21 protein-coding genes and 1 pseudogene are annotated in these 25,208 nt (G+C 44.6%); 16 read left to right on the top strand and 6 right to left on the bottom strand.

The window, feature by feature from the left end; all coding sequences use genetic code 11:
- Nucleotides 1–49: 49 nt before the first annotated feature.
- Nucleotides 50–853 (top strand): annotated as a pseudogene (locus ACWGOO_RS11935) (S-layer homology domain-containing protein); the annotation flags it as partial.
- A 143-nt stretch (nucleotides 854–996) separates the two neighbouring features.
- Here the strand turns inward: ACWGOO_RS11935 and ACWGOO_RS11930 are convergent.
- A complete protein-coding gene (locus ACWGOO_RS11930; RefSeq protein WP_452483612.1) occupies nucleotides 997–2,415 on the bottom strand; it encodes a VanW family protein in 1,419 nt (472 codons plus the stop codon).
- Nucleotides 2,416–2,639: 224 nt separating this feature from the next.
- On the opposite strand from ACWGOO_RS11930, the gene ftsE reads away from it, so the two are divergent.
- The 11 genes from ftsE (at nucleotide 2,640) to ACWGOO_RS11875 (ending at nucleotide 15,097) form a co-directional block, all read left to right on the top strand.
- Nucleotides 2,640–3,326: a cell division ATP-binding protein FtsE gene (ftsE, locus tag ACWGOO_RS11925; protein ID WP_452483610.1), complete on the top strand. Its 687-nt coding sequence runs from the start codon at nucleotides 2,640–2,642 to the stop codon at nucleotides 3,324–3,326.
- Nucleotides 3,316–4,233 (top strand): permease-like cell division protein FtsX, encoded by a 918-nt coding sequence (ftsX, locus tag ACWGOO_RS11920; RefSeq protein WP_452483608.1) that lies wholly within the window; start codon nucleotides 3,316–3,318, stop codon nucleotides 4,231–4,233. Before ftsE ends, ftsX begins: the two co-directional genes overlap by 11 nt.
- Before the next feature lie 84 nt (nucleotides 4,234–4,317).
- Nucleotides 4,318–5,601 carry a murein hydrolase activator EnvC family protein gene (locus tag ACWGOO_RS11915; protein WP_452483606.1) on the top strand — a complete coding sequence of 428 codons (1,284 nt, stop codon included), beginning with the start codon at nucleotides 4,318–4,320 and terminating at the stop codon, nucleotides 5,599–5,601.
- A 205-nt stretch (nucleotides 5,602–5,806) separates the two neighbouring features.
- Nucleotides 5,807–7,273, top strand: a complete 1,467-nt coding sequence (locus ACWGOO_RS11910; RefSeq protein ID WP_452483604.1) for a S41 family peptidase — start codon at nucleotides 5,807–5,809, stop codon at nucleotides 7,271–7,273.
- A gap of 165 nt (nucleotides 7,274–7,438) precedes the next feature.
- On the top strand, nucleotides 7,439–8,749 hold the full coding sequence (locus ACWGOO_RS11905) for a serine protease (RefSeq protein WP_452483602.1): 1,311 nt from the start codon (nucleotides 7,439–7,441) through the stop codon (nucleotides 8,747–8,749).
- Between the two features lie 174 nt (nucleotides 8,750–8,923).
- A complete protein-coding gene (locus ACWGOO_RS11900; protein WP_452483600.1) occupies nucleotides 8,924–9,481 on the top strand; it encodes a class I SAM-dependent methyltransferase in 558 nt (185 codons plus the stop codon).
- 184 nt (nucleotides 9,482–9,665) lie between these two features.
- Nucleotides 9,666–10,475, top strand: coding sequence for an RNA polymerase sigma factor (locus tag ACWGOO_RS11895; protein WP_452483598.1), 810 nt, complete (start codon nucleotides 9,666–9,668; stop codon nucleotides 10,473–10,475).
- Between the two features lie 113 nt (nucleotides 10,476–10,588).
- Complete coding sequence (locus tag ACWGOO_RS11890) at nucleotides 10,589–10,972, top strand: hypothetical protein (protein ID WP_452483596.1); 384 nt, start codon at nucleotides 10,589–10,591, stop codon at nucleotides 10,970–10,972.
- A 319-nt stretch (nucleotides 10,973–11,291) separates the two neighbouring features.
- Nucleotides 11,292–11,486: a hypothetical protein gene (locus tag ACWGOO_RS11885; protein WP_452483594.1), complete on the top strand. Its 195-nt coding sequence runs from the start codon at nucleotides 11,292–11,294 to the stop codon at nucleotides 11,484–11,486.
- A gap of 116 nt (nucleotides 11,487–11,602) precedes the next feature.
- Nucleotides 11,603–14,026: a glycoside hydrolase family 44 protein gene (locus tag ACWGOO_RS11880; RefSeq protein ID WP_452483592.1), complete on the top strand. Its 2,424-nt coding sequence runs from the start codon at nucleotides 11,603–11,605 to the stop codon at nucleotides 14,024–14,026.
- 714 nt (nucleotides 14,027–14,740) lie between these two features.
- The gene (locus ACWGOO_RS11875; RefSeq protein ID WP_452483590.1) at nucleotides 14,741–15,097 is read left to right on the top strand and encodes a hypothetical protein; all 357 of its coding nucleotides are present in this window, start codon (nucleotides 14,741–14,743) and stop codon (nucleotides 15,095–15,097) included.
- 72 nt (nucleotides 15,098–15,169) lie between these two features.
- On the opposite strand, the gene ACWGOO_RS11870 is transcribed toward ACWGOO_RS11875, so the two are convergent.
- Nucleotides 15,170–16,306 (bottom strand): DUF4179 domain-containing protein, encoded by a 1,137-nt coding sequence (locus ACWGOO_RS11870; RefSeq protein WP_452483588.1) that lies wholly within the window; start codon nucleotides 16,304–16,306, stop codon nucleotides 15,170–15,172.
- On the bottom strand, nucleotides 16,278–16,853 hold the full coding sequence (locus ACWGOO_RS11865) for an RNA polymerase sigma factor (protein WP_452483586.1): 576 nt from the start codon (nucleotides 16,851–16,853) through the stop codon (nucleotides 16,278–16,280). The genes ACWGOO_RS11870 and ACWGOO_RS11865 overlap by 29 nt, the downstream gene beginning before the upstream one ends.
- A 285-nt stretch (nucleotides 16,854–17,138) precedes the next feature.
- On the opposite strand from ACWGOO_RS11865, the gene ACWGOO_RS11860 reads away from it, so the two are divergent.
- On the top strand, nucleotides 17,139–18,536 hold the full coding sequence (locus ACWGOO_RS11860) for a helix-turn-helix domain-containing protein (RefSeq protein ID WP_452483584.1): 1,398 nt from the start codon (nucleotides 17,139–17,141) through the stop codon (nucleotides 18,534–18,536).
- Between the two features lie 99 nt (nucleotides 18,537–18,635).
- Here ACWGOO_RS11860 and ACWGOO_RS11855 read toward each other — a convergent pair whose 3' ends face one another.
- Nucleotides 18,636–19,007, bottom strand: a complete 372-nt coding sequence (locus ACWGOO_RS11855; RefSeq protein WP_452483582.1) for a helix-turn-helix domain-containing protein — start codon at nucleotides 19,005–19,007, stop codon at nucleotides 18,636–18,638.
- A gap of 251 nt (nucleotides 19,008–19,258) precedes the next feature.
- Between ACWGOO_RS11855 and ACWGOO_RS11850 the strand changes: the two genes are divergently transcribed.
- Both ACWGOO_RS11850 and ACWGOO_RS11845 read left to right on the top strand, forming a co-directional pair.
- Nucleotides 19,259–20,668 (top strand): DNA-binding protein, encoded by a 1,410-nt coding sequence (locus ACWGOO_RS11850; RefSeq protein WP_452484007.1) that lies wholly within the window; start codon nucleotides 19,259–19,261, stop codon nucleotides 20,666–20,668.
- Nucleotides 20,669–20,872: 204 nt separating this feature from the next.
- Nucleotides 20,873–21,097 (top strand): Spo0E family sporulation regulatory protein-aspartic acid phosphatase, encoded by a 225-nt coding sequence (locus ACWGOO_RS11845; protein WP_452483580.1) that lies wholly within the window; start codon nucleotides 20,873–20,875, stop codon nucleotides 21,095–21,097.
- Between the two features lie 236 nt (nucleotides 21,098–21,333).
- Here ACWGOO_RS11845 and ACWGOO_RS11840 read toward each other — a convergent pair whose 3' ends face one another.
- A complete protein-coding gene (locus ACWGOO_RS11840; protein ID WP_452483578.1) occupies nucleotides 21,334–22,128 on the bottom strand; it encodes a flagellar motor protein MotB in 795 nt (264 codons plus the stop codon).
- Nucleotides 22,112–22,942, bottom strand: a complete 831-nt coding sequence (locus ACWGOO_RS11835; RefSeq protein ID WP_452483576.1) for a flagellar motor protein — start codon at nucleotides 22,940–22,942, stop codon at nucleotides 22,112–22,114. Before ACWGOO_RS11835 ends, ACWGOO_RS11840 begins: the two co-directional genes overlap by 17 nt.
- A gap of 208 nt (nucleotides 22,943–23,150) precedes the next feature.
- Between ACWGOO_RS11835 and uvrB the strand changes: the two genes are divergently transcribed.
- Entirely contained in the window at nucleotides 23,151–25,142 is a 1,992-nt protein-coding gene (uvrB, locus tag ACWGOO_RS11830) for an excinuclease ABC subunit UvrB (protein ID WP_452483575.1), read from the top strand.
- Nucleotides 25,143–25,208 lie beyond the last annotated feature (66 nt).

The following is a 25,208-nucleotide window of genomic DNA, read 5'->3' as shown; positions in this document are numbered from 1 at the left end:
AAGTGTTTAAAAAAGAATGGTGAAGCCAATCAAAGGAGGAACTCAGAGTATGGGGAATAAGTTCAGAAATACAGTTACTGGTGTATTGAGTACAGGTCTTATGCTTAGCGCATTCAGTGCAGCAGCAGCGGCTCCTCAGAATACAAGCGGTCATTGGGCAGGAGACCAAGTACAACGTTGGTCGGCTACAGGACAATTAGACGGTGCGTTGAAACCGGATGCGGCCATCACACGTGCAGAATTTATCGTTCTCTTGAACCGTAGTCTCGGTACGTTCACGCAGCATACTCCAGCCGTGACGGATGTAACGTATGCGGACAGTGTTCAGGTAAACGGTAATGGAAGCCGAACATTCACAGATGTACCAGCTTCGCACTGGGCATACAATGAACTGACAAATGCGGTGAATGCAGGTTACATAAACGGCTATGCAGATAACAAACTCAAACCGAATGGAAAAGTAACGCGTCAGGAAGCTACCGCTATTGTAGGCAAAGCCATTGGACTGACAGCAGATAATGCGGCAGATGTCACCAAGTTCATAGACTCCGACAAAATCGGATCATGGGCGAAGAAAAGTGTAGCAGCTGCTGCGGAACAAAAAATCATCAATGGTTATCCTGATGGTAAATTCCAGCCATTAAAATCGTTGACACGTGCAGAAGCGGTTGCCATTCTGGATGCAGCTTCCGGTTACAACCTGAGTGCGATTGATAATCTTACAACGACTCCTGGCGGAACGGTAACAGATTCCACTTACAGTAATGTTACGAATTCAACGTATGGTAACACGTCTACTACTTCTGGAAGCGAAACAGAAGATAGCAGTACCAGTACAGACAGCACGACAACGAAAGTACGTCTGTAGAAATTTCTGTTTCAGGCAAACGCAGTGAGTAAAACCATCCCGTCATGCTAAAATCCCTCTTTAACTCTGCTGGTACCCATCCAGGCGGTAGTCGAAGGGGGATTTTTTGTTATGCTGCTACGCATACGTTATTCACTTATGCCGTCTTCTACAATGGTCTCCTGCTGTTCGCGTGTCTGCGGCTCGGGCGATGCGCCTTCGCCGCGAACAGCCACAATGCGCTGCTGCGCACGATAAGTATCACGGCTGATTCGGGTGCGTTCCACGGTCTTGCCATCCACGATCTTCATTCGGTACGTTTCCACCACGTATCCTGCCTTGCCCTGCCGAAGCACCTGATAGAAGCCGGGGGAAAGTGAGTCATTACGGATTGTCTTCTCTGGGATGGGTAATACACGAACCGTACGCGATTCCAACTCATAGGACACATTGGACGGGAATGTGCCGAAAAATTTGATGGTAAGCGTCCGGTTTTGGACAGCGGCATGAAGGAGCAAATGCTTACCTGTATTGTTTTTGAAGCGGAAATTGATGGACTCTGTAGCAAAAGTCGCATCTTGCCCTTTGGGCAAATAACTGACCGGCAAGGAATGGTTGCGGCGCTCAACAATGTCAAGACCGACTCGCAGCACTGCATTGTAGACGGTGCTGGATACCTGACAAATCCCGCCGCCGATGCCCGGTTCCAACTGCCCGTTCACGATCACGGGGGCTTCACGAAAGCCGTGTGTGCGCTCAGCCTTGGCAATGATTTGGCCGTAATCGAATATCTCGTCAGGCTTGAGAATCAAACCGTCAACGGTGCTTGCCGCCGAATTGACGTTGTACACACGTCCTTCCGAGCTGTTGCCGAGGCTGGTGGAAAACTGGACGATTTTGCGCTCAATCCCTTCGCTCCGCAGAGAGTCCACCGTAATGTCCGGCTCCAACTGACGGAATGGCAACTCTACCCGCACCGGCTCCCCGGAAGCAGTAAAATCCTTGGGCAGCGCCTTATCCAGCGCTTCGCCCAGTTTGGGCCAATCCAGGCGACTGGCAGAGCGGCCCGGAATATAGCGAACCTGATCGTCCCTGTCGATCTGGCGCGTGGCATTGACAGGTTTGCCGTATTGCTGTTCCTCCCAATCGGCTCCGAACCTGGTCTGCAAGACCGACTCCTGCCGGGAAGGTGTGATGATCCATTCTCTTCCAAAGGAAAACCGCGCCAGTGCGCGAGTCCAAAGATGCTCCGAGCCGAGCGCGTTCACGGCATCACGGAATGCCTTCGCTTCATAGTGGATACCCGCTTCCCCGAGCGTAAGCTTGATATCTTGCGCGCTACTGTCGCTGTCCGTCAGGATCAGGGGGCGTTGCTTCAATGCATTCAGCTTCGTGTCCAGTAGTCGGAGCGCGGCTGTTTTATTCATGTTTCCCACATTGACTCCTCCGACTGTGACGCCCTTCGGCAGCGTTTGCCTGTCGGCGTACAGTTGCAGTCCTCCCCACAACATAGTCAACGCCAGAATTACAGTCCATATCCAGATGAAGGATAAATGAATTTTTTTCATAATGCGGCTGTCTCCTGTCTCGTAAGCTTGATAGCGTATTCATGTGCCGTAATATTCATATATATGTGCCAAAAGCAGAAAACTTTCGGTACTATTCAGGTAACAAATTTGTTACAATGATAAATGGTGTGATGAAATACAGGATTTTTTAAAGGAAATGCATGGAATATGTCGAATGGATATTAAGTTATACGTAATATGATTAAGCAGCGGGAAGTGATCGAGTGATTGAAATGCAGGATGTGTGGAAGACCTATGCTAATGGAACCCACGCACTTCAGGGAGTATCGGTCAAAATTGACCATAATGAATTCGTATATGTAGTCGGCCCGTCGGGGGCGGGTAAATCGACTTTTATGAAGCTTATTTATAGAGAAGAAGTACCGACCAAGGGGCAAATTTCAGTTAATGGATTTAATATTGGGAAGCTCAAACAGCGTAAAATTCCCTACGTTCGTCGCAACATCGGAGTCATTTTTCAGGATTTCCGGCTTTTGCCGCGTTTGACGGCCTATGAGAATGTCGCTTTTGCGATGGAAGTCATTGAGGCTCCCAAGAAGCTGATTCGCAAACGGGTGCCGGAAGTGCTCGAATTGGTTGGCTTGAAAACGAAAATGAATCGCGAGCCTGCCCAGCTTTCTGGTGGGGAGCAGCAGCGCGTAGCTATTGCACGAGCTATCGTCAACAATCCGTCCGTGATCATTGCCGATGAACCCACAGGTAATTTGGACCCCGAAACATCTTGGGAGATCATGCAGTTACTGGATGAAATTAATTTTCGCGGCACGACCATTGTTATGGCGACACACAATAAGGACATCGTAAACTCCATGCGTAAACGCGTCATTGCCATCGAAAATGGCAACATCGTAAGGGATCAGATGAGAGGGGAGTACGGATATGACTTTTAATACCTTCTTGCGTCATCTGCGGGAAGGCTTCAAAAACATATTCCGCAATGGCTGGATGTCCGTGGCATCCGTCACCTCGATTGTTGTGTCACTGCTTATACTGGGCGTGTTTATTTTGCTGGTACTCAACGTCAACTCCTTGGCTGACCAGGCGGATAGCCAGGTGGAGGTTAACGTATTTTTGGAGCTGAATGTAGAGCAAAACATGCGTGAAACGCTGCAAAAGGAAATCGCGGCGATGCCGGAAATTAGCAAAACCACCTTTATCACCAAAGCTCAAGGCTTGGAGGATCTGCGAAAAGATTTGGGAGACAGCGGCAAGGAGCTGTTGGAAGGTTTTGATAAGGACAGCAATCCGCTTCCAGACAAAATCGTTGTAGAGGTCATTGAACCGACGACGGTCCCATTTGTGGCTGAGAAGATTGAGAAGCTGAACACGATACATCCGGAGAAGCCGATTTTAAAGGTCCGTTACGGAAAAGGTACCGTGGAGACACTCTTCACTATTACCAAACTCATCCGTAATGTGGGGTTTGTATTCGTAGCTGGATTGGGACTTATGTCCATGTTCCTGATTTCAAATACGATCCGCGTGACTATTTTAGCAAGACGCAGAGAGATTGGCATTATGAAACTGGTTGGTGCGACCAACTTTTTTATACGATGGCCGTTTTTTATTGAAGGTGCGCTTATTGGCCTGATGGGTTCCATGATTACTGTAGGTATTTTGTTTGTTGGTTATCAGCGTTTGCTTACAGCCATTCAAGGCGATATTGCACTGAACATGTTGAAGCTTATGCCGCTTCAGGGCGTTTGGTTTCAATTGAGTGCCTTGCTAATCATTTTGGGAATGCTCGTCGGGATTGTAGGCAGTACCCTATCCATGCGCAAGTTCTTGAAAGTATAAAGATTCATGGGTGGACGTCACAGTCGGTATTCTTTAGAACGGGGGAGCCGGTGTTATTTTGCGATAAAGGATGGGGAGTGCAAGTTGAAAAAAACAGGATCTGTGTTGGCCGCTACCCTGGTAGCCGCATTGCTAATCCAGCCTTCTGACGGATATGCCAAAAGCGTGCATGAAATCAATTCGCAACTGAATCAATTGGAAAAGCAGGCCCAATCTGCCAAGCAACAGCAGGAAAAGGCGGCTCAAAATAAACAGTATGCCCAACATTACAAAAATAAAACCGTGCAAAACCTGAAAATGGTACTCGACCAGATTAACAGCGTCAGCGACCAGTTGACTCGTGTAGCGGTTCAAATTGATCAAACCGAAGATAATTTGCGTGCAACCAAAAAAGATTTATCTGAAGCCATTGACCGCATTCAGGCACGTGAAAAGATGCTGGAAACTCGTGTGCGGTTGATGTATACGGACGGAACTGTTTCGTATATGGACGTGCTTATGTCTTCGGCCAGCTTTAGTGATTTTCTCAGCCGGGTGGATTCCCTGAAAACGATCGTGGAGCAGGACCAAATCCTGCTGGACGAGCATAAAAGGGACAAGGCTCTGGTCGTCAGCAAGAAGAAGCAACTGGACACGGAATATAAAAATGCAAAGAAGCTGTATGCTCTCAAACAGGGTGCCAAAGCTGAGCTGAATTCGAAGGAGAAGGAAAAGCAGCGTCTGATTGCCAATTATGATCATGATATTGCTTTGTCAGATGAAATCAGCGAAGAGCAAAATGATATGCTGATAGCCCTCGCTAACAAACGCGTGGGTCTGTTGCAGGAAAAAAACAAGCTCAGAGCGGAGCAGGCTGCTAAAGCAGCACGCGCTAGAGCGGCTGCACGTGCAGCTGAAGCCAAGCGATATGCTTCTGGTTCTTCAGGGGCCAGCTCAAATTCCAGCCATGAGACAGCCAGCACGTATACGGGCGGATCTGGGACATTGGCTTTACCTGTATCCCATTACCGACTCTCATCTACTTTTGGCATGCGGGTACATCCGATTACTGGCAAGCTTAAAGGCCACACAGGCATTGATATGGCGGCTCCACAGGGAACCGATATTCATGCAGCAGAAGACGGAGTTGTCATTGTTGCGGAATGGTGGAGTGGGTATGGAAACACGGTTGTGATTGACCATGGAGACGGGTTATGGACCCTGTACGGACATATTCGCAATGGCGGTACGGTGGTACATACAGGACAGACTGTAAAACGTGGTCAAAAAATCGCAGAAATTGGTTCGACGGGCAATTCCACAGGACCTCACTGTCATTTTGAGGTGCGCGAGAATAACAAACCCGTAAATCCGATGAATTATTTATAGTAGATAAGGTAAACCCTATTTGTAACCAATGCGGTTGCAGATAGGGTTTTGCTGTAATGGTTAAATCCGATGAAGAACATGTGCACTGAGACACGGAGTAGGATACAATTAACATATTCCGTACAAGCTAGACGTATACTGCTTGGATGGATATGCGTTGTAAGGCAATAGTATACAAGATAAATAGAAGGCGGTGGGCGATTAGATGTTGAAAAAAAGTACAGCGGTACTCTTGATGGTGATCGGGCTGCTAGGCGGCAGTCTGCTCACGTTTGCTTATACTGGAGCGACGACAGTGGGAAATAGCGCTCTGGGCGAAGGACTGCTGGCGAGTGTGACAGGTAGCAGTTCCACCTCCAGAAGTGATATCCGCAAAATCGAGACAGCGATGGATCTGATCCAGGGGCGATATTATCAGAACGTCGACCGTACCAAGCTGGTGGACGGAGCCATCAACGGTATGATGGAATCGCTCGGCGACCCATATTCCTCTTATATGGGCAAAGAAACAGCACAGCAGTTTGAACAGTCCATTGAAGGCTCCTTTACCGGAATCGGGGCGGAGGTAGCGGCAGAAAACGGAAAAGTGGTCGTGGTAACGCCAATTAAAGGCTCACCGGCCGAGAAGGCGGGACTGCGCTCCAAGGACATTATTTTGTCCGTTAACGGTGAAACGCTGGATGGATTGAATCTGAACAAGGCCGTTTCCAAAATACGTGGACCTAAAGGCAGTCAGGCCAAGGTCAAAATCCAGCGCAGCGGCTCTCCTGATCCGATGGAATACACCATTACCCGTGACAGCATTGATATGGAAACCGTGACGGCTCATATGGAAAGCGGCGGTGTAGGCGTCATTACGATTACCCAGTTCTCCTTGAATACAGCAGATCGTTTCAAAGAAGAACTCGCGAAGCTGGAAAAACAGGGACTTAAAGGGCTCGTCATCGACGTGCGTAATAACCCGGGCGGCGTGCTTTCCGTCGTGATTGATATTGCACAGCAATTTGTACCTGCTGGCAAAACGATCGTACAGGTGGAAGACAAAAATCAGAAGCGCGAAGAAGAGAAATCCAAAGGATCAAGCAAGAAATATCCGGTGACACTGCTCATGAATAAAGGTAGCGCAAGCGCGTCCGAAATTCTGGCAGGAGCTCTCCAGCAATCGGCTGGCGCAGTATTGATCGGGGAAAATTCCTTTGGTAAAGGTACTGTACAAACCAGCTATGACAAGCAAATGGGCGACGGTAGCCTGCTCAAAATCACGATTGCCAAATGGCTGACGCCAAATGGAACGTGGATTCACAAAAAAGGCATTAAACCGGATATTGCGGTGGATCAGCCTGAATTCTTCACAGCAGCGCCACTCAACAAGGAAAAGCCGTTGAAATACAATATGAATAGCGGCGATGTGAAAAATGCGCAAATCATTCTGCAAGGCTTGGGCTACAAGCCGGGTCGCGAAGACGGCTACTTTGACAAAGTGACGGAAAGCTCTGTTCTTGCTTTTCAGAAACAGGCGAAGCTGACGGCTAACGGTGTGATTGATGCGAAGACAGCGGCGGCGATGGAAACCAAGCTGATCGAAAAAATCCGTGATCCGAAAAACGACAATCAACTCAAGCAGGGGATTGAAGAGATCCGGAAGGAAATGAAGACCAGCGCAGCGAAATAATAATAAGGCTACAACAAAGGGGGCTGGAAACAGCCTCCTTTTATTGTGGGATTTATTTGCAGTCTGCCGGATTGTCTTCCCTACGTTGGCAATTTCATATAGAATAAATGAATATGAAATGTACGTGATCCGCTAAACAGCGGGCCAGGGGTATAAGGAGTGTGAATGAACTTGGAATGGGCTTTACAATGGGGATGGAGCGTTCTAAATGCTTGCTTGTACCTACTTTTGCAGCCGTTTTACTATATCTCGATACTCATTGTCGCGCTTGGCTATCGTCAGCAAATGCTGCTGGAGCGCAAGCTCTTTCATACCAGGCTGCACAATTGGGCGGGGCAGACGTGGCGCGTAGTCTGGAGTGGTCTAATCGCGGGGCTGACCCTGTCCGCTCTGGGGATGTTCGTAAGTGTGCATCTAACCTCGGCTTCCATCGTATGCCTGTGGGTGACCACATTGCTGCTTATGCTGGTGCGCGTGCGTTACCTGTGTCTGGCCTATTCGGTGGGCCTGCTGGGTGTAGCCCAGTTTGCTTTGAACGTGGCAGAGGCCTGGCAGCCTGAGGGAGCGCTCGGAACATCGGTGACAGCCATCCGTGGATTGGATATTCCGGCGTTGCTGGTGCTGGTCGCCGTGCTACATGTGGCTGAGGCGCTGTTGGTTCGCTGGCAGGGAGGAAAGGCCGCTGCTCCACTGTTCGTGGAGGGCAAGCGGGGGAGGCTGGTTGGAGGCTACCGGATGGAAGACCTCTGGCCCATTCCATTGTTGCTTCTGGTTCCTGTTCAGGGAGGCTCTACGCTTCCGTGGACGCCGCTGTTTGGTGATGGAACCGGATATATGCTGGCAGCCTTACCTGTCCTTATGGGCTTCAGCAGCGTGGCGTTAGGCCAGTTGCCACGCCAGAAGGCGGTGCTAACGTCTAACCGCCTGCTTCTCTACAGTGTAGCCTTGCTCCTGCTGAGCATGCTGGCGGCGTGGTGGAGTCCGCTGACGCTGGTGGCAGCGTTGTTCTGCTTCCTGGCCCATGAGGCGCTGATCTGGTACGGCAACATGGAGGAGAGCCGTCTCAGCCCTATGTTTGTTCATCCAGAGCAAGGGCTTCGTGTGCTGGCTGTGCTGCCGAATAGTCCTGCGACGGCGATGGGTATTCTGCCCGGTGAGGCCATTTACCGCGTGAACAGTGTCGTCGTAAACAGCCGCAACGAATTGCACCAAGCCTTGCGTATTAACTCCGCTTTTTGCAAGCTGGAGGTACGCAATCTGCAAGGTGAGAGCAAGTTTGTACAGCGCGGCATGTACAATGGCGATCACCACCAGTTGGGAGTCGTGCTTGCTCCGGACGCGGACGTAAGCTGGGCCGTATCCATACGTTCGGTCTCCATCTATCGGATGGTTGCCATGCGCTTGGGCGCACGGCGGCGTAAAGGTGGACAGGCTTCCAAGACGGAGAGTCCAAGTTTGGACACGATAGAAAAATAAAGGGTACAGAGAGGGCAGTTTTATTTGACTAGATTTGAATAAGGCTGCCCTCTTTTTAGATTCAGACAGTAGCCTGCTTGAAATGACTATTCTGATCGGTATACAATGAATATGTAATTCGATATCTTGATGAACCGAATGCCTATTACGTGTGTCAAGCAGGGAGAGGGAAATATGAATGCGATTCACTTTATTCGAGAGTACATCAGGCATCCACGCAGCGTAGGCGCTGTCATGCCAAGTTCAAGACAGTTGGCCAAGCAAATTACCACACCCATCTACTTTGACCAAGCATCGTGCATCATTGAGTATGGTGCAGGTACCGGTGTGTTTACGCAAGAACTGATTAAGAACAAGCACCCGGATACGCTACTGCTAGTGATTGAGGCCAATGAATCGTTTTATAAAACATTACAAAGCAAGTACGGACACTTGGAGCAGGTGCACGTCATTCATGGATCGGCCGAGCATGTAGCCCGGTTTATGAAACAGTATCATGTCTCGAAAGTGGATTACGTCGTATCAGGACTCCCTTTTACCAGTTTACCGGCCGCTTTATCCAGTCTGATTTTGGGACAAACGGCCGAAGTATTGGGTCAGGAGGGCAAATTTATTACGTTTCAGTATAGTAAGGTCAAACACAATTTTTTTCGTACCTTCTTTGACGACATCCAAATCAAAAAGGTACATTACAACGTCCCGCCCGCCTATGTTTTCACTTGCAGCCTGTAATCGGTCAGCTATGTAGAGGATTAGAAAAAATACGAATGTGAAGATACGGATTTCCATGAGAAGACCTGGTCAACGTCATTAAGATGTTGAAAAGGTCTTTTTTGTTGATTGTTTTGGAAGAAAATTGTAACGCATTGTCCTTTCAAATGATCTAATAGATAGGCAACTTGAAAGGAGGACTCCTTTGAATATTGAGAATGAGGTCAAAAAGGCGCAAGGCGGGGATAGGCGAGCTTTTGTGAACATCATTAGAGAAGTGGAGAGTGACCTGTACGGAATGGCGCATTCTATCCTGCGAAATGAACAAGATAGTGCTGATGCTCTACAAGAAGCAATACTCAAGGCATACAAGTCTTTGGGTACGTTACGGGATGAACGTTTCTTTAAAACTTGGCTGTATCGGATTGTAATCAACGAGTCAAATAAAATAGCTAACAAGCGTTCTCGCTCTGTTACGGTGTCTGAGTTTTCAGACCCAATGAGTATTTCAGGTGAGTATGAAAACATTGAATTGCATGAAGCGGTAGAGCAGTTGGAGGAGCCAATGCGGATCGTCATTATTTTGAGATACTTTTATGATCTGAATATTAAGGAGATTTCAAAAGCATTGGACATTTCAGAAAGTCTGGTTAAAACGCGTTTGTATCGTGCACGGAGAAAGGGGGACACCGATCCATGGAAGATATTAATCTGGATGATAATTGGAAAACAGCTAAAGAAAGATCCCGCAACAAGCATGTCATTGCCCCCTATGTGCTTCAACGGCTGGAAACGGTATATAGCCAGATTGAGACAGGTTTTGTCTATCAACAAACGAATTCTGTGGATTCATCCTTTCGTCGCACAAATTCAAGAGAACTATCCTAGCAGCTTCTTTAGTTACTGTAATGAGCAGTGGAATGATAGCTTCTGCATTTGTTTCTCCTACGATAGCGAAATCGTTGTGGCTAGTTCTTTACGGAGATATAGGGATTTGTTAAAATGCAAAATTTGATTAAGGAATCATATTTTAAAATGGGACACAACCTATATATTACATATGTTGGAATCTGTTAGATTTTGTGCGATTCAACGATAAATCTGAACTTTTGTTAAAGGAGATTATGTATGGAAAAACCGATGATGTTCATGCGTTGGTGTAAGCATTATGACTTAAGTGACCGCGAGACGGATTTTGTATCGTTTTTTATGATGAATTTCTCGGCCGCTCGATCAGGCAATCTATCCAAGCTTAGGGAGCAATTCATCGAAGTTCAGAAAAAAACCTTTCCTGAATACCCGTTTGATATCACCCCTGAGGAGCTGGATTATCTCAAATTTGAAGGACTAATGAAACGGGTGTTGAAAATTCATTTTGACACGGCGGAACTGCTATACTCTTTCTATCTCCAAAAGCTGTGCGCTCCCTTGGCAGAATACATTTTATCCACTGGAGAATCAGAGCCTGCACGCATCTATTATGAGCTAATTCAAAAGGATAAGGCACGGTAGGAGAAATGAGTGTAAATCAACAAGAGTTTTAGAATAGATTGAAGAAATTATTTTTCCTCAGGCAATTCAAATGTGTGGGCTTATTTCTGTTAAACATATATCGTTCCTAAGTTCTATTCTAGGGAGAGAAATAGTGATAAAATATGAAATGGAATGTACGGAAAACAGTATATTCCTTTCCATGAATAGATAACCTATCGAAGTTTGTCCAGTTTCTAAAGAAAGGCGGTGATAGAGCCAGAACAACTTTGCGGCGAATTCATGTTCTCTACTATAACGGTACTACCTTGATGCAAACGGCAAACCCACCATGTGCGGTGTGAATACGTCTGTTGCAACACTTGAGGATCCGGGTCAATTCTGGATTTCGGACGGTGAGGAGAGTGGAGTCAACCGGATACTTGGAGCTTCGACTGGCGAAATCCAAGCGTGTATCAACAAAAACGAGTGGACGAACTACAATGTGACAGATGAATATTCCTGCGATCCTACAAAAAATGAATTTGCAGATTAGAGTAAGGTGACGCTGTACCAGAACGATAAACCCGCTTAAGATCAGATGACTTAAGGCCTGACGGAGTGGCACTCGTACGGGTGCCGCTCTTTTCAAATGTAAAGGAGGAAAGCGGCATGAAGGCGAAAAATAGTAGTAGTATGTTGTCCAAACATTCCAAATGGTTGCCTATCGTCATGGCATGCACGATTATAGTAGGGGGGACTCTACCAGCTACAACTGTAGTTCACGGTCAAACAGCAAAGACCGTTACCATTAAAGTCGATACATCCAAGGACCGTAAGCCTATTAGTCCTTATATATACGGTACCAATGAGGATTTGGCAGGCGATGAAAATCTGGCTGCCAGACGACTTGGTGGCAATCGAATGACCGGATACAACTGGGAAAACAATATGTCCAATGCAGGAAGCGATTGGGAGCAATCCAGCGGTGACTATTTATGCAACAAAGGCGGTCTGACAAAAGCCGAATGTGAAAAGCCGGGAGCGGTGACGACTTCGTTTCATGATCAATCGCTGAAGCTTGGCACTTATTCTTTAGTTACGCTGCCGATGGCCGGTTATGTGGCCAAGGATGGAAACGGAAGTGTGCAGGAAAGCGAAAAGGCTCCTTCCGCTCGTTGGAATCAGGTCGTAAACGCCAAAAATGCGCCGTTTCAACTGCAGCCTGATCTGAATGACAATCAGGTTTATGCAGATGAATTCGTCAACTTTTTAGTGAAAAAGTACGGCGCCGCTTCAACAAAGACGGGTGTGAAAGGATATGCGCTCGACAATGAACCAGCTCTCTGGTCGAATACGCATCCGCGTATTCATGGTGAAAAAGTCGGAGCGAAAGAGTTGGTAGATCGGTCGGTAAGTTTATCCAAGGCAGTCAAAGCGGTTGACGCGAGCGCGGAAATTTTTGGGCCGGTTCTTTACGGTTTTGGCGCCTATAAAGATCTTCAAAATGCACCTGATTGGAAGTCTGTAAAAGGCAACTACAGTTGGTTCGTGGACTATTACCTGGATCAAATGCGCCTCAGTTCGCAAGCCGAAGGCAAGAGATTGCTGGATGTTTTCGATGTGCACTGGTATCCCGAAGCAATGGGCGGAGGCATACGAATTACGAATGAGGTCGGCAATGACGAAACGAAGAAAGCCAGAATGCAGGCGCCTCGTACTTTGTGGGATTCGACCTACAAGGAAGATAGCTGGATCGCTCAATGGAACAGCGAATTCTTGCCTTTACTGCCTCGATTGAAACAGTCGGTGGACAAGTATTACCCGGGAACCAAGCTGGCTTTGACCGAGTATAGCTACGGGGGCGAAAATGATATTTCCGGCGGTATAGCTATGACCGATGTGCTGGGCATCTTGGGTAAAAACGATGTTTATATGGCAAATTACTGGAAGTTAAAAGATGATGCCAACAACTACGTTAGTGCCGCTTACAAGCTTTACCGCAATTATGACGGAAAAAGCTCTACCTTCGGCGATATCAGCGTTAATGCACAAACATCAGATATTGTTAATAGCTCGGTGCATGCTTCCGTAACGGATGCATCCTCCAAAGAACTGCACCTCGTTGTCATGAATAAAAGCATGGACAGCGCATTCGACGCCCAATTTAATCTTTCCGGCGAGACGACTTACGGTTCCGGTAAAGTATGGGGCTTTGACAAAAATAGCTCGGAAATTAAGGAAGCAGCGCCAATTACGCAAATTTCAGGCAACCGCTTTACCTATACAGTACCGCCTTTGACGGCTTATCACATCGTGTTGACTGCCGGCAATGATACACCTGTGGAAAATCCTAAAAGCTTCACGCTAAACGCAGCGGGCGAAACGGCGAAAGTAAAACTGAGCTGGACAGCATCGGCGAATGCGGTAAGCTATGAAGTGAAGCGTTCGACGGCTGAAAACGGCGCGTTCGCCACAGTAGCGAGCGATGTATACGGAAGCAGCTACACCGACACAGCCGTAACGGCAGACACGACGTACTACTACCAAGTCGTAGCGAAGAATGATGCAGGCCAAACGGTGTCGAACACGGCTAGCGCAGCGCCGAAAGCGGATGCTCAGCAGCCGCCAAAGGGACTGGTGCTCCAGTATCGCGCAGCGGATACCAGTGTGAACGACAATCAATTTAAGCCGTATTTCCAAATTTTAAACAAAGGTACAACCTCCGTACCGATCAACGAGTTGAAAATTCGCTACTACTACACGATCGACGGCGACCGCGCGCAGACATTCAACTGCGACTATGCGACGCTGAGCAGCTCGAAGGTGAACGGCAAGCTGGTTAAAATGGATAAAGCTGTAACAGGGGCTGATTATTATTTGGAAGTCAGCTTCAACTCGAATGCAGGCGTGTTAGCACCTGGAGAAAGCACGGGCCAAATTCAAACCCGTGTGAATAAAACAGACTGGTCGGACTATAACGAAAGTGACGATTACTCGTATAAAGGCACGCAAACTTCATTTGCTGATCATACGAAAGCTACGTTGTATCATAATGGCGTACTTGTTTGGGGAGCCGAACCGACAGCTAATTAAGACAAGCGTCCGTTATACGGCAACATGTGAATCAAACGATGATTTGCGCCGATGGGGAGAGCCAGCACTGCGGGGTTCGCTAGCTGATCAAACGGCTATGAATGGCACACTCTAGTTTGGATTACGGGAGATACTGCCATTTTTAAATTATATAAGTACCATCGCTGAAATGAGCAGGGGGGATTTAGTATCCCACCTGTTCATTTTTTTGTCCCCCCCCAGTTCGACTGGGAGGCTCAGGAATTATCATAGCTATTTGCTCGGAAGTATAGAAGACAAGTAATCTACGAGAAATTGAAACTAGAGATCGGAAAAAAACAGGGAACGATGCGAGCAAAAAGGAGTAATGGAGATTTGAAGCAATTCCGTTTGTGGGCTAAAGCCAACTCGTATACTTTGGATTTACTTTTGGGTATAGAGATATCCTTCCTGAGTATATAACTTTCCTCAAGCATCACTCTGATGAAGTAGGCTAGGCCAATCTTAAGGAATTGACCTTTTTATTGATTATTTGTAAAAAAAGAAATGATATGTTTAAAAATATCCTTCTCAAAAGACATCAAGAATTATAATGAAATTAATTAGAAGAAAGAGGGTGGAGAAATGAAAAGGTAAATATTTTGAGAATAACAGAAACGTAGTCACAGACATAAAGTAAAGTATTTACTATTTTGGAAAATTTTAAAGAAAACTATTCAAGAGGAGAAATGACAAATGAAAAAAGCCATCTTAGCACTATCAATTTCAGCGTTAGCGTTATCTTTGGGGGGAGTAGCTTCCGCTTCACCAGTAAGTTCAACGGAATCAGCTGTAACCCCAGCGACAGTCACAGTAACTTTTGAACCTGCTAACGGAGAAAAGCTACCTATCAAGCCACAGAAGGATGTTAAGTTAGGTATGGGGAGCGAATATTATATGGATGGCTCCAACTGGATGCTTTTATATGGAAGCAATGTCGTTAGTCTTTCTGGCAATAAAGTTACTATTATTGGTTATGGTACAGCTCAGGTAAAAGCTTTTAAATCTAATGGTGCCGAGCTAGGTGTATACACCTTTATTGTAAAAAGATAATGATATGAAGAAAGCGAGTGAAATTCACTTTCTTCATATCAAGCTGTCGAGGAAAATCTCGACAGCTATTTCTTATTTACTTATTGGCAAGGTGAACTCTAGTTTAGGAAAATATTCTATTATTTCGTTTCCTTTTTTATCTAATTCAAACTGACTTTTGTCTTCTTTTTTAAAGATATTCTTGTAAGTTTTAATGGTAATTGATTTTGGAATGGATTTAAAGGGTTCGAATTGGGAATCAGTAACTAAAACATTATCATCTGTTGCGCTCCAACCACTAGCACCTATTAATTTTGAAGAAGTTCCTTTTTCATCAAAAAGCTCATAACTTAGAAAAGGTAATGAGGAAATTTTTGAATGTTCAGGTAATACAATACGTGTGGTAATGTTGGTTGTAATCGGAGTAAATTCGATCTTTTCTAACTTAAGATGAATATCTCCATAATCTCGACTAATGGAAGGCATCAGAACTAGATTGTTTTTAGTGTTTTTTTCTACAGGAATACTAATTTTAAATGGTTGTTGTATCCCAGACACGGGCATGGAAAGCGTTAAATTAAACTTATCTGGGAAAGATTTTCCCCCTTGGTTACGTAAATCTGAAAATTGTATAATTGTTGAGTTAGAATTTTTTCCAGGAATCATATAAGGATCAATGGAGTTGCTTGTGTTAGCAGGTGCATAAGAGTTTATTTCTTTTCCATTAATAGTAAGTGTAACATCGTTGATCAGTGATGATACCGTTTCATTTAAAAATCTTTTGTCAGTGGTTTGTCGTTCTAAGGCAATTGATACACGTGTTCCATCAAACATGACTTCCGGTACGCTGAGAGTCAGACCATCGTGAGTGTCACTAAGATTTGGTTTTGATAGCAGCCCTTTTTCGTCCGCTGTTTGTAAACCAAGATCACCAGCTAGCTGGAATATAGAATTCATACCTGGAATTTGTCTAATAGATGCAGCCATAGTTGGTGAAATAAAGCCAGTACCAACCACAAGCATAAACGTCATTGCAAGCATAGCAGAAGTCACAATAATTGTATTACGTGTCCTTTTTGGTCGAGTGTTAGATCGCTTATAGCGTCTTGTGCCTACTTTCTCAAAGCGTTCCATCGTTTTATCCATTAAATCAACTTGTATTGGAGTATTCCGAATAAGCTTTTGTAAATGCTCGATTTCTTTATCTTCCGGTTTTAAAGGAATGTTCATACTTTTTTCCTCCCTTTTCCTTTTGGTGATTTAGTTTTTTACGGAGTCGCTCATATTTTTTCCGGGTATTTGATGGTTTTAGTTCCATAATTGTTGCAATCTCTTCATAGCTGTATTCTTCCAACGAACGCAACAATAAAATTTGCCTCTCTTCTAACGTTAGATGATCCAGTAACTCGTGAATTAAATCTGTGTATTCGTGTGCTGGTTGTTGCTTTAGGTTCAATTTATACTGGATGAACGATTTAAACGTTCTAGTGTTTCTTTTTAATAAGTCATTACAGTGATTTTGAGCAATTTTGTATAGCCAAGCTGAAAAGGAGACTGTAGGTACGAACTGATGGATATGCTCAAGCCCTTTAATAAATATTTCTTGAGCAGCATCTTCCGCTTCTTCCTGATTTTTAAGTAAATAGTAGCAATATAAAAAGATCTGTTGTTGATAACGCTGTATGATATGTGTGTATGCTTGTTTGTCGCCCGTTTGTACCTGTTCTATTACAAGGTTGATATCTGCATCTTGCTTATTTACATGTAGTTTTTCCATGAACTTCCCTCCTCTCTGCCTATATAACTGAAAAAGGGATGCATTTGTGACATTCAAATAAAAAAACTTAAAGTTTGCTTTTAATGCTTCTCTTTATGTACTTCATTCAACTTATCCATTATCACGGGATTCGTTAAAACAAGACTTCTTTTTAAGGCATCATAAATTAGAATGAACATTCAAACCATTTATTTCTCTTTTTTCACACTTTTGTATTATTTTAAGATTTCTTATAGGGATTATTTTACATATTCATATGATTGAAGCTTGATGAGGAGGATTAGCATGGAACATACACCTACGATCCGCTCAAAGATAGAGACAGAATTGAAGCAAAGGGGCTATAGTTTTAGCAGCTTCAGTAAAATATCTGGTATTAACCGTGGCACATTCAGCACCATGCTGAACAGTAACCCGCCCAAGCCGATCTCCGTTCGGCAGATGGACTTGATTACCAAGGCACTGGGATATCCCGAGGGATGGCTATATGAGCTGTACATAGATGAATGCTTTTACGAAGGAAAAGGGCACTGGAAGCGGATTAAGCCGTTTCTGTTGCGTTGTGTGGAGTTAGGAAGACAGGACTTCATTCAAAAGGTGTTGTCGAGGCTGACAGAGGATTTGTCCTATGTGCCGACCATATTTGAGCTTGCAGAAGAATTGCATAAAGTAGGCAAGGAAAAGGGGATCACTCCCTTTTACGAGTGCGTAGTAGAGAACGAAAGATATTATCACTCGGAACGGCGGGCGATTAGCCAGTATCGATTATTTTGTTACTCTTTAAACAAAGATCTGGAGAATAATCGCCAACAGGCTACTAAATTTACTCCTTATCGCAAAAACTTGCCTGAGTATCATCAACTGGATGCTTTATTAAAGCTGGCAAATGTATACTTTCAAATTTATGACTGTGAGACAACTATACAATACGCGAAAGAACTTGAGGCACTTGCCACAAATATTTATCAGCAGCAGATTCAAGCTAGAATAAAAAATCGTGAAGTAAAATCTCTAAACACGGAAAGACATCTAATCGTATATTATGGTCAGGCATATTTAATGCAGGGGAATGCCCGCGAAAAGCAAGGACTATATGAAGAAGCAATGGAATTCATACCTTACTATGCAGATTTGACTGGTTTTGAAGGACTGGATGAAATAGGAATTTTAGAGGCGAGGAAATTTGAAATGTGGGCAGAAGCAAACCGCTTAAATTTAGAAATTCTAATGGGAAATATGACTAGTTTGCCTGTCTATGTTGAGCTTATTAAAAGTAATCCTGAAGAAATACTTCAGGGGCTACTAACCATTATGGAATCGGCCAATATTTACAATCACACAATAGACGATATCCTGATCCTTTTTGCTGAGAATATTAATGATTTCAGAGACTTACGTGCAAATATTACTTACTATCATAATAATTATAATCTGGTGATCTATTCCCGTTTTTTTCTTGAGCTTAGTCGCTACTATTTTAATAAAGGGAACTATTCTGAGGCGATCGACAGTATGTTGAACAGTCTCAAAGCATCCTCACAGTTGAACGATAAGGCTTACTATATCAAGTCCATCACGTTGTTGTTTGAGAAGTATAAAGATCACTCGACGCATGAACAACGGACTGAATTTGAAAAGGTGATTAAAGCTGTGGAGTATAACATCAAGCAGATGACTTCTTAGAACATAAAAGGGCTATGTAACCTACTACTAAGGTAGAGTAACATAGCCCTTTTGAAATTTTATGTTCATGATCAATCGGGAAAAAGTTAATTTTTTTCGTTATTCGCCGGACTCATCGGGGTTACTTGCTGTAAGTCTGCTTTCCGAGGAAGTGAAAAGCTCCTTCAATATCCGATATGCCTTATTTTGATCGGCTTCATTCTGCTGGGAGAGTAAATGAACACATTCCCAAGTCCAAGGCTGGCTTCGAAGTTCTTCATATGGATCGTAGTCAAAAAATGCGAATACATTTGTTCCCATCGCTTCGGCTATTTTCTCCAGAGTTTTGATCTGTACATTGACTTCGCCGCGCTCCAACTTCCCAATATAGGAACCCGTTGAATCGGATGCTTCCGCCAGCTGTTCTTGTGTAATACCACGCAACGTCCGAAATTGGCGTATTTTCGCTCCTATGAGCTTTGTCGTTTCCATAGTCACCCACACCCCTATAATATGAGTGTAGACAAAGGAACTTCATACGTAGAGGTAATTATATTGCCTAAATAATATAACATTAAGTCTTTATGAGGACTTTTACAAACATTAAATCCCATTTTATATAAAAATGGTGCAAAAAAGAGTTGACCATCATCCATATTATTCATATAATTTTAGTATATTGTAATTGTTTGTTGAGGAGGGTGATTTTTAAAAATCATCTGAATACACCGGGGGTGTTTTTATTGGAAAATGCGACCACGATCCGCTCGGAAATTGAGAAAGAAATGAAACTCGGAGGCTTCACTTTTAATAGTTTTGGACAAGCCACAGGGCTTAATAGGGGCATATTTAGTGCTATGCTTAATGGCAATCCGCCTAAACCGATTTCCGTAAGACAAATGGACTTAATTACTAAAGCGCTTAAATATCCAGCTGGCTGGTTGTATGACTTATATGTAGATGAATGCTTTTATGATGGAAGACCTCATTGGAAAAGGGTAAAACCATTTCTGATTCGTTGTGTTGAGGTGGGGAATCTGCGGTGTGTGGAGAAGGTGCTATCACGGCTGATGGAGGATCTTAACCACATTCCAACGATCTTTGCTTTGGCAGAAGAGTTGTATGAAGAAGGGAAGCTACAAGAAGCAGTTCCTTTCTATGAATGTGTAATCGAAAATGAGAAGTACCAACATTCCGAGAGGTTGGCAATTAGTCATTATAGAATTTTTTCATTCTCTGTTAATGAAAATCTAGAAATAAATACGGAAGCTGCACTAAGATTCGTACCCTTTAGAAATCGGGTACCCTTAGATTATCATTTAGATGGTCTGCTTAAACTATCAAATCTTTATTACAACTCGCATCAATGGAAAGAAGCAGAGCGTTATGCAGATGAATTAAGAGCTCTTGCGAATACTGTACGTAAGAGCAGGGAAACTAATAAAAAGAGGTTTACATTAAAAACCGAAAGACATTTAGTCGTCTACTACGGTCAAGGTTACTTGATGAAGGGAAATGCACTGGAGAAACAAGGGAAATACGAGGAAGCTATGAAGTATATTTCTGGATATGCCGATTTGAGTTGGTTTAAAGATTTAGGGGAAATAGGTCAGCAAGAAGTGCAAAGGTTTACTCTTTGGGCAAATGCTAATCAACTTAGCTTGAATATTCTTATGGGCGATACAAGCGGTTTGCCAATGTATATTCAATTTCTTAAAAGTAACCCTCCCGAAATTTTATTGGGTTTATTAACGATAGTAGAGTCGGCTAACAAGCATGGTTTTTTGATAGAACATATTCTACAGCAGTTTTCTAACGAATTGACGTCCTTTCATAATGAATTATCTGTTGGCACCAGTTATTACAAGCAGTCATTTAGTTACGACACATATGCTGATCTGTGCTACCAACTGGCTATATATATGTTTAATAACCTTTTCCATGAGAAAGGTGTTTATTATATTTTAAAAAGCTTAAGAAAATATCTTGAAATCAATAACAAAGAAAAGTTTATGGTCTGTACGGCTTTGTTTGAAAGATTTAGACTTGAGGCTACGAAAGATCAAAATTCAGAATATGAAAGAATCATGGAGGAGGTTTTAGCCAATGCAAGTAAAAAACCTGAAATACATGCTAATTATAGGGGTTTTTAGCTTCTTTGTATTTTCCCATGATATTATTGTTTTGGACATGGATCTGGAGTTTTATAGTTATCAAAAAAACAGCCCTAGTGAGGCTTTTTTTTGATTCATCCCCTTAAAGGGATGAAATGGGTTTTATTATATTATTAACCTGTAAGTAAGGTATCAGCTTGTAAACTAACTGTAAGTACCATACCAAACAGGAGGTTTGTTGATGTGAAATTGCGAGAATTGGAGGATTGCATCGAAGAAAAGCGTAAGGAATTAATTGATTTGGCGAATGAGGTGGGATTGAAGGATCGACGGGTGTTAATCAAGTCCATGGAGTTGGATCGGCTCCTTAATAAGTACAGCGATTGTAAATGTAGTTATCATAAACATAGCATACCCAAAAATTCACCAGTGCAAGAGAAGCAACATGAGCTTGTCCTATCTTATTGATTTACGAGCAACATGACAAGATATACCTAACTTCATCCTGGCTTCTTATACATAGTGGGGATATAGACTAAACAAAATAATCTCAATTGCATCTCGTACGCCGCTCTTTTACACGTTGTTCGTACGGTTTATTGTTCTGCGTCTACATCAGAGCGGAAGCCATGTAATATGATGATATGTATCCCAAAAAAACCTCCCGATTCACGTTGTTGCGTGACTCAGGAGGTTTTTGGTATTTACTGTTGAAGCTGGCGCAGTACGGTAATTTCGACTCGGCGGTTTTTTTGTCGCCCGGCCTCGGTCGTATTATCACCAACCGATCGGGTATCAGCATACCCCGCATATTGAAATTCCGAGGGTGCCAGCTTTTCTCTGTCGAGAAAGAATCGAAGCACCGACAGTGCCCGTGCCCCAGAAAGCTCCCAGTTGTCCTTGTACTCGGAAGAGTTCGAGGAGTGTGTGAACGGAGTATTGTCCGTATGGCCCTCGATACTGATCGGCGTTTTCAAATCCCGAAATAGACTCGCCAGCTTGGATAGTGTGTTCGCGGAGTCTTGTTTGAGAGCAGCTCTGCCCTGATCGAATAAAAAGCGGTCGTTCAGCGTAATGACAATACCACGCGGCTGATCAGATACGAAAATCTGATCTTGCAACTTATTGTCCGAAACATATTGCTCTATGACGCTCATTAAATTTTGAAGTTCTTTTTCCTGCTTGCGAAATGCCTGCTCACGTTCGGTTAGCTTGGTCGGTCCAACTGCTTTGTTATCAGATGATGCTTGCTTGATTGTGTGCTGATCCGAAGTACCCGTAATGCCTGAACCTTGATCTAAAATAGAATCACTCTTGCGGAACGTATCCTGGAGGGATTGAACAACGACTTCATATTTTTTGGCATCCAGGCTGCTCATGGCGTACATCACCACGAAAAAAATGAGCAGCAGGGTGATTAGATCAGCATAGGTAATCATCCAGCGATCACGATGATCCTCCCCCCCTTGACGCCCACGGCGCTTAGCGCGCGCTCTCATGGAAGGAATCCTCCTTTGGAGCAGCGTCCTTTGTACGTGAGCGACGAGGCGGCTTATGATCCCGATTTTGCTCTGAACGGATAAAGAACTCCAGTTTTTTGCGTACAAGCTTCGGATTCTCTCCGTTTTGGATGGCGAGAATGCCTTGCACCAGTAAATCCATCGTGACCATTTCACTTTCGCTGCATGCTCTGATTTTGGATGCGATGGGCAGGAAAATCAGATTGGCGCTGGCAACGCCGTATAATGTAGCGATAAAGGCGACAGCAATAGACGGTCCAAGCGCTGTCGGCTCGGTCAGGCTGCCCAGTACATGGACAAGGCCCATCACAGTACCGATAATCCCCATCGTAGGGGCATATCCGCCTGCGGATTCAAATATTTTGGCATATCCTTCGTGCTTATGCTCAATGGTATCTAACTCGAGTTCCAGAATTTGCTTGATCTGCTCCTGCTCGGTGCCGTCAACGACCAGTTGAAGACCTTCGCGCAGAAATGCATTCGGATGCTCTGAGGAAATACGCTCCAGCGCAAGCACCCCGGATCGGCGGGAGGTGGCCGCCATGGAAACCAAATCTTCAATATATTGCTCGGAGAGGTTGTCCTCACGACTAAACGCCATCCGAAGGGCAGCTGGTACGGTCTTCAGCTTGGAAACGGGGTAGCTGATGACGACTGCGGCCAACGTTCCGCCAAATACAATTAGAGCCGATGTACCTTGAAGCAGCCCTGTAAATTCTCCGCCTTCCAATAAGAAGCCACCGATTAATGCTATGATTCCGACGATGACGCCCAATACGATGGTAATATCCAAAATTTAATTCACTCCTATTCAAGACTTATCGTTTGCATCCAAGATAAAGAAGAGGTATAATACGGGAACAAACATTCTTATTGAACCATATTTCCCAAGTATCATTGTTCGGGAAATATCGACATAAAGTTACAAGTAAAGACGTTAAAGCTCGACTGTTGTAGAAACATGATATTTCCATTTTAGACGATAAGGGTGATGCAGGGCAATGAGTGATATCGTTGTTAGCGATAAGACTTTTGAAATTCAGTCGGAATTCCAGCCTCAAGGCGATCAACCCCAGGCTATTTTTGAATTGGTAGAGGGGATTGCAGAAGGGAAAAAGCATCAAACGCTATTGGGTGCTACGGGAACAGGTAAGACGTTTACCATCGCGCAGACCATTGCCAAGCTGAATCGGCCTACTTTGGTTATTGCACATAACAAGACTTTGGCTGCCCAACTGGCGAGTGAGTTCAAGGAATTTTTTCCGAATAATTCTGTCGATTATTTTGTCAGCTACTATGATTACTACCAACCGGAAGCATACATCCCGTCTTCCGATACGTATATTGAGAAGGATTCCAGCATCAATGAGGAGATTGATAAGCTTCGCCACTCTGCCACAAGCTCTTTGTTTGAGCGTCGTGACGTTATTATTGTAGCGAGTGTCTCCTGCATTTATGGTCTGGGTTCCCCGAAAGAATATTCAAGCCTGCTGCTCTCGCTTAGAGTCGGCATGGAGAAACCCCGCAATCAGATTTTGTCCCGCTTGGTCGATATTCAATATCAGCGGAACGATATCAACTTCGTGCGGGGTACTTTCCGTGTACGGGGAGATGTTGTTGAAATATTTCCGGCTTCCCAAGGAGAGCATGCTATACGGGTAGAACTGTTCGGGGATGAGATTGAACGGATTACCGAGATTAATGTGCTTACGGGTGAATTGATCGGTGAACGTGAGCATATTGCCATTTTCCCTGCATCTCACTTCGTTACTCATGAGGATACGATGAAGGTAGCACTGGTCAACATTGAACGTGAGCTTGAAGAGCGGTTAGTGGAGCTGAAGGAACAAGGGAAGCTGCTAGAGGCACAACGTTTGGAGCAACGTACCCGCTATGATATCGAGATGATGAAAGAGGTTGGTTTTTGTTCCGGCGTCGAGAATTACTCAGGTCCACTGACATTCCGCGAGCGGGGGGCGACGCCGTATACGCTGATGGATTATTTTCCGGATGATATGCTGATCGTGATTGATGAGTCTCATGTTACGTTGCCGCAGATTCGGGCGATGTATAATGGTGACCAAGCACGTAAGAATGTACTGGTGGAGCATGGTTTCCGTCTGCCATCTGCGTTGGATAACCGCCCGCTGAAGTTTGAAGAGTTCGAAGACAAGGTGAGTCAGATCGTCTACGTATCGGCTACACCAGGCCCCTATGAGCTGGAGAAATGCGAAACCACAGTGCAACAGATCATCCGGCCTACGGGGCTTCTTGACCCGATCATTGAAGTGCGGCCAAGCAAAGGACAGATTGACGACCTCATTAATGAAATACGGCTTCGGATAGAGCGTGAGGAACGGGTACTGGTCACCACGCTTACCAAGAAAATGTCTGAGGATCTGACCGACTATTTAAAAGAAGTGGGTATCAAGGTCAGGTATATGCACTCCGAGATTAAGACGCTGGAGCGGATGGCGATTTTACGAGATCTTCGTTTGGGCACCTTTGATGTCCTGATTGGAATCAACCTGTTGCGGGAAGGTCTGGATTTGCCAGAAGTATCGCTGGTGACGATTTTGGATGCAGACAAGGAAGGATTCCTGCGTTCCGAACGTTCGCTCATCCAAACCATTGGACGGGCAGCACGGAATAGCGATGGTCGTGTTATTATGTACGGTGACAAAATTACGGATTCTATGGATAAAGCGATAAAAGAAACCGAACGCCGCCGTGCGATTCAAATTCAGTATAATGAAGACCATGGCATTACCCCGCAAACGATTCGTAAAAAGATTCGTGATGTCATTGAAGCGACTAAGGTGGCCGAGGCACGTAATGATTACCTTCCTGGTGAGACGGGTAAACTTTCCAAGAAGGAGCGTCAGTCGCTGATTCAGCGTTTGGAAGCGGAAATGAAGGATGCCGCCAAGAATCTTCAGTTCGAGCGCGCCGCCGAGTTGCGTGACGCTTTGTTGGAGCTGCGGGCTGATTAAGCTTTCAGGGGCCTCTTGTAGCGCGAACACATTAAAAATGAAACTTATGATTGCTTTTAAAAATAG

Source organism: Paenibacillus sp. NPDC055715 (assembly GCF_053617595.1).
The sequence above is the reverse complement of the archived record's forward strand: the minus strand, read 5'-3'. Positions and strand labels throughout refer to the sequence as shown.

Excerpts from the sequence above, each read along its gene's own strand:
- uvrB (WP_452483575.1), top strand. The coding sequence starts at position 23,151 with ATGAGTGATATCGTTGTTAGCGATAAGACTTTTGAAATTCAGTCGGAA.
- ACWGOO_RS11870 (WP_452483588.1), bottom strand. The coding sequence starts at position 16,306 with ATGAACATTCCTTTAAAACCGGAAGATAAAGAAATCGAGCATTTACAA.
- ACWGOO_RS11930 (WP_452483612.1), bottom strand. The coding sequence starts at position 2,415 with ATGAAAAAAATTCATTTATCCTTCATCTGGATATGGACTGTAATTCTG.
- ACWGOO_RS11880 (WP_452483592.1), top strand. The coding sequence starts at position 11,603 with ATGAAGGCGAAAAATAGTAGTAGTATGTTGTCCAAACATTCCAAATGG.
- ACWGOO_RS11860 (WP_452483584.1), top strand. The coding sequence starts at position 17,139 with ATGGAACATACACCTACGATCCGCTCAAAGATAGAGACAGAATTGAAG.
- ACWGOO_RS11890 (WP_452483596.1), top strand. The coding sequence starts at position 10,589 with ATGGAAAAACCGATGATGTTCATGCGTTGGTGTAAGCATTATGACTTA.
- ACWGOO_RS11865 (WP_452483586.1), bottom strand. The coding sequence starts at position 16,853 with ATGGAAAAACTACATGTAAATAAGCAAGATGCAGATATCAACCTTGTA.
- ACWGOO_RS11840 (WP_452483578.1), bottom strand. The coding sequence starts at position 22,128 with ATGAGAGCGCGCGCTAAGCGCCGTGGGCGTCAAGGGGGGGAGGATCAT.
- ACWGOO_RS11905 (WP_452483602.1), top strand. The coding sequence starts at position 7,439 with ATGAACTTGGAATGGGCTTTACAATGGGGATGGAGCGTTCTAAATGCT.
- ACWGOO_RS11910 (WP_452483604.1), top strand. The coding sequence starts at position 5,807 with ATGTTGAAAAAAAGTACAGCGGTACTCTTGATGGTGATCGGGCTGCTA.
- ftsX (WP_452483608.1), top strand. The coding sequence starts at position 3,316 with ATGACTTTTAATACCTTCTTGCGTCATCTGCGGGAAGGCTTCAAAAAC.
- ACWGOO_RS11855 (WP_452483582.1), bottom strand. The coding sequence starts at position 19,007 with ATGGAAACGACAAAGCTCATAGGAGCGAAAATACGCCAATTTCGGACG.
- ACWGOO_RS11900 (WP_452483600.1), top strand. The coding sequence starts at position 8,924 with ATGAATGCGATTCACTTTATTCGAGAGTACATCAGGCATCCACGCAGC.
- ACWGOO_RS11875 (WP_452483590.1), top strand. The coding sequence starts at position 14,741 with ATGAAAAAAGCCATCTTAGCACTATCAATTTCAGCGTTAGCGTTATCT.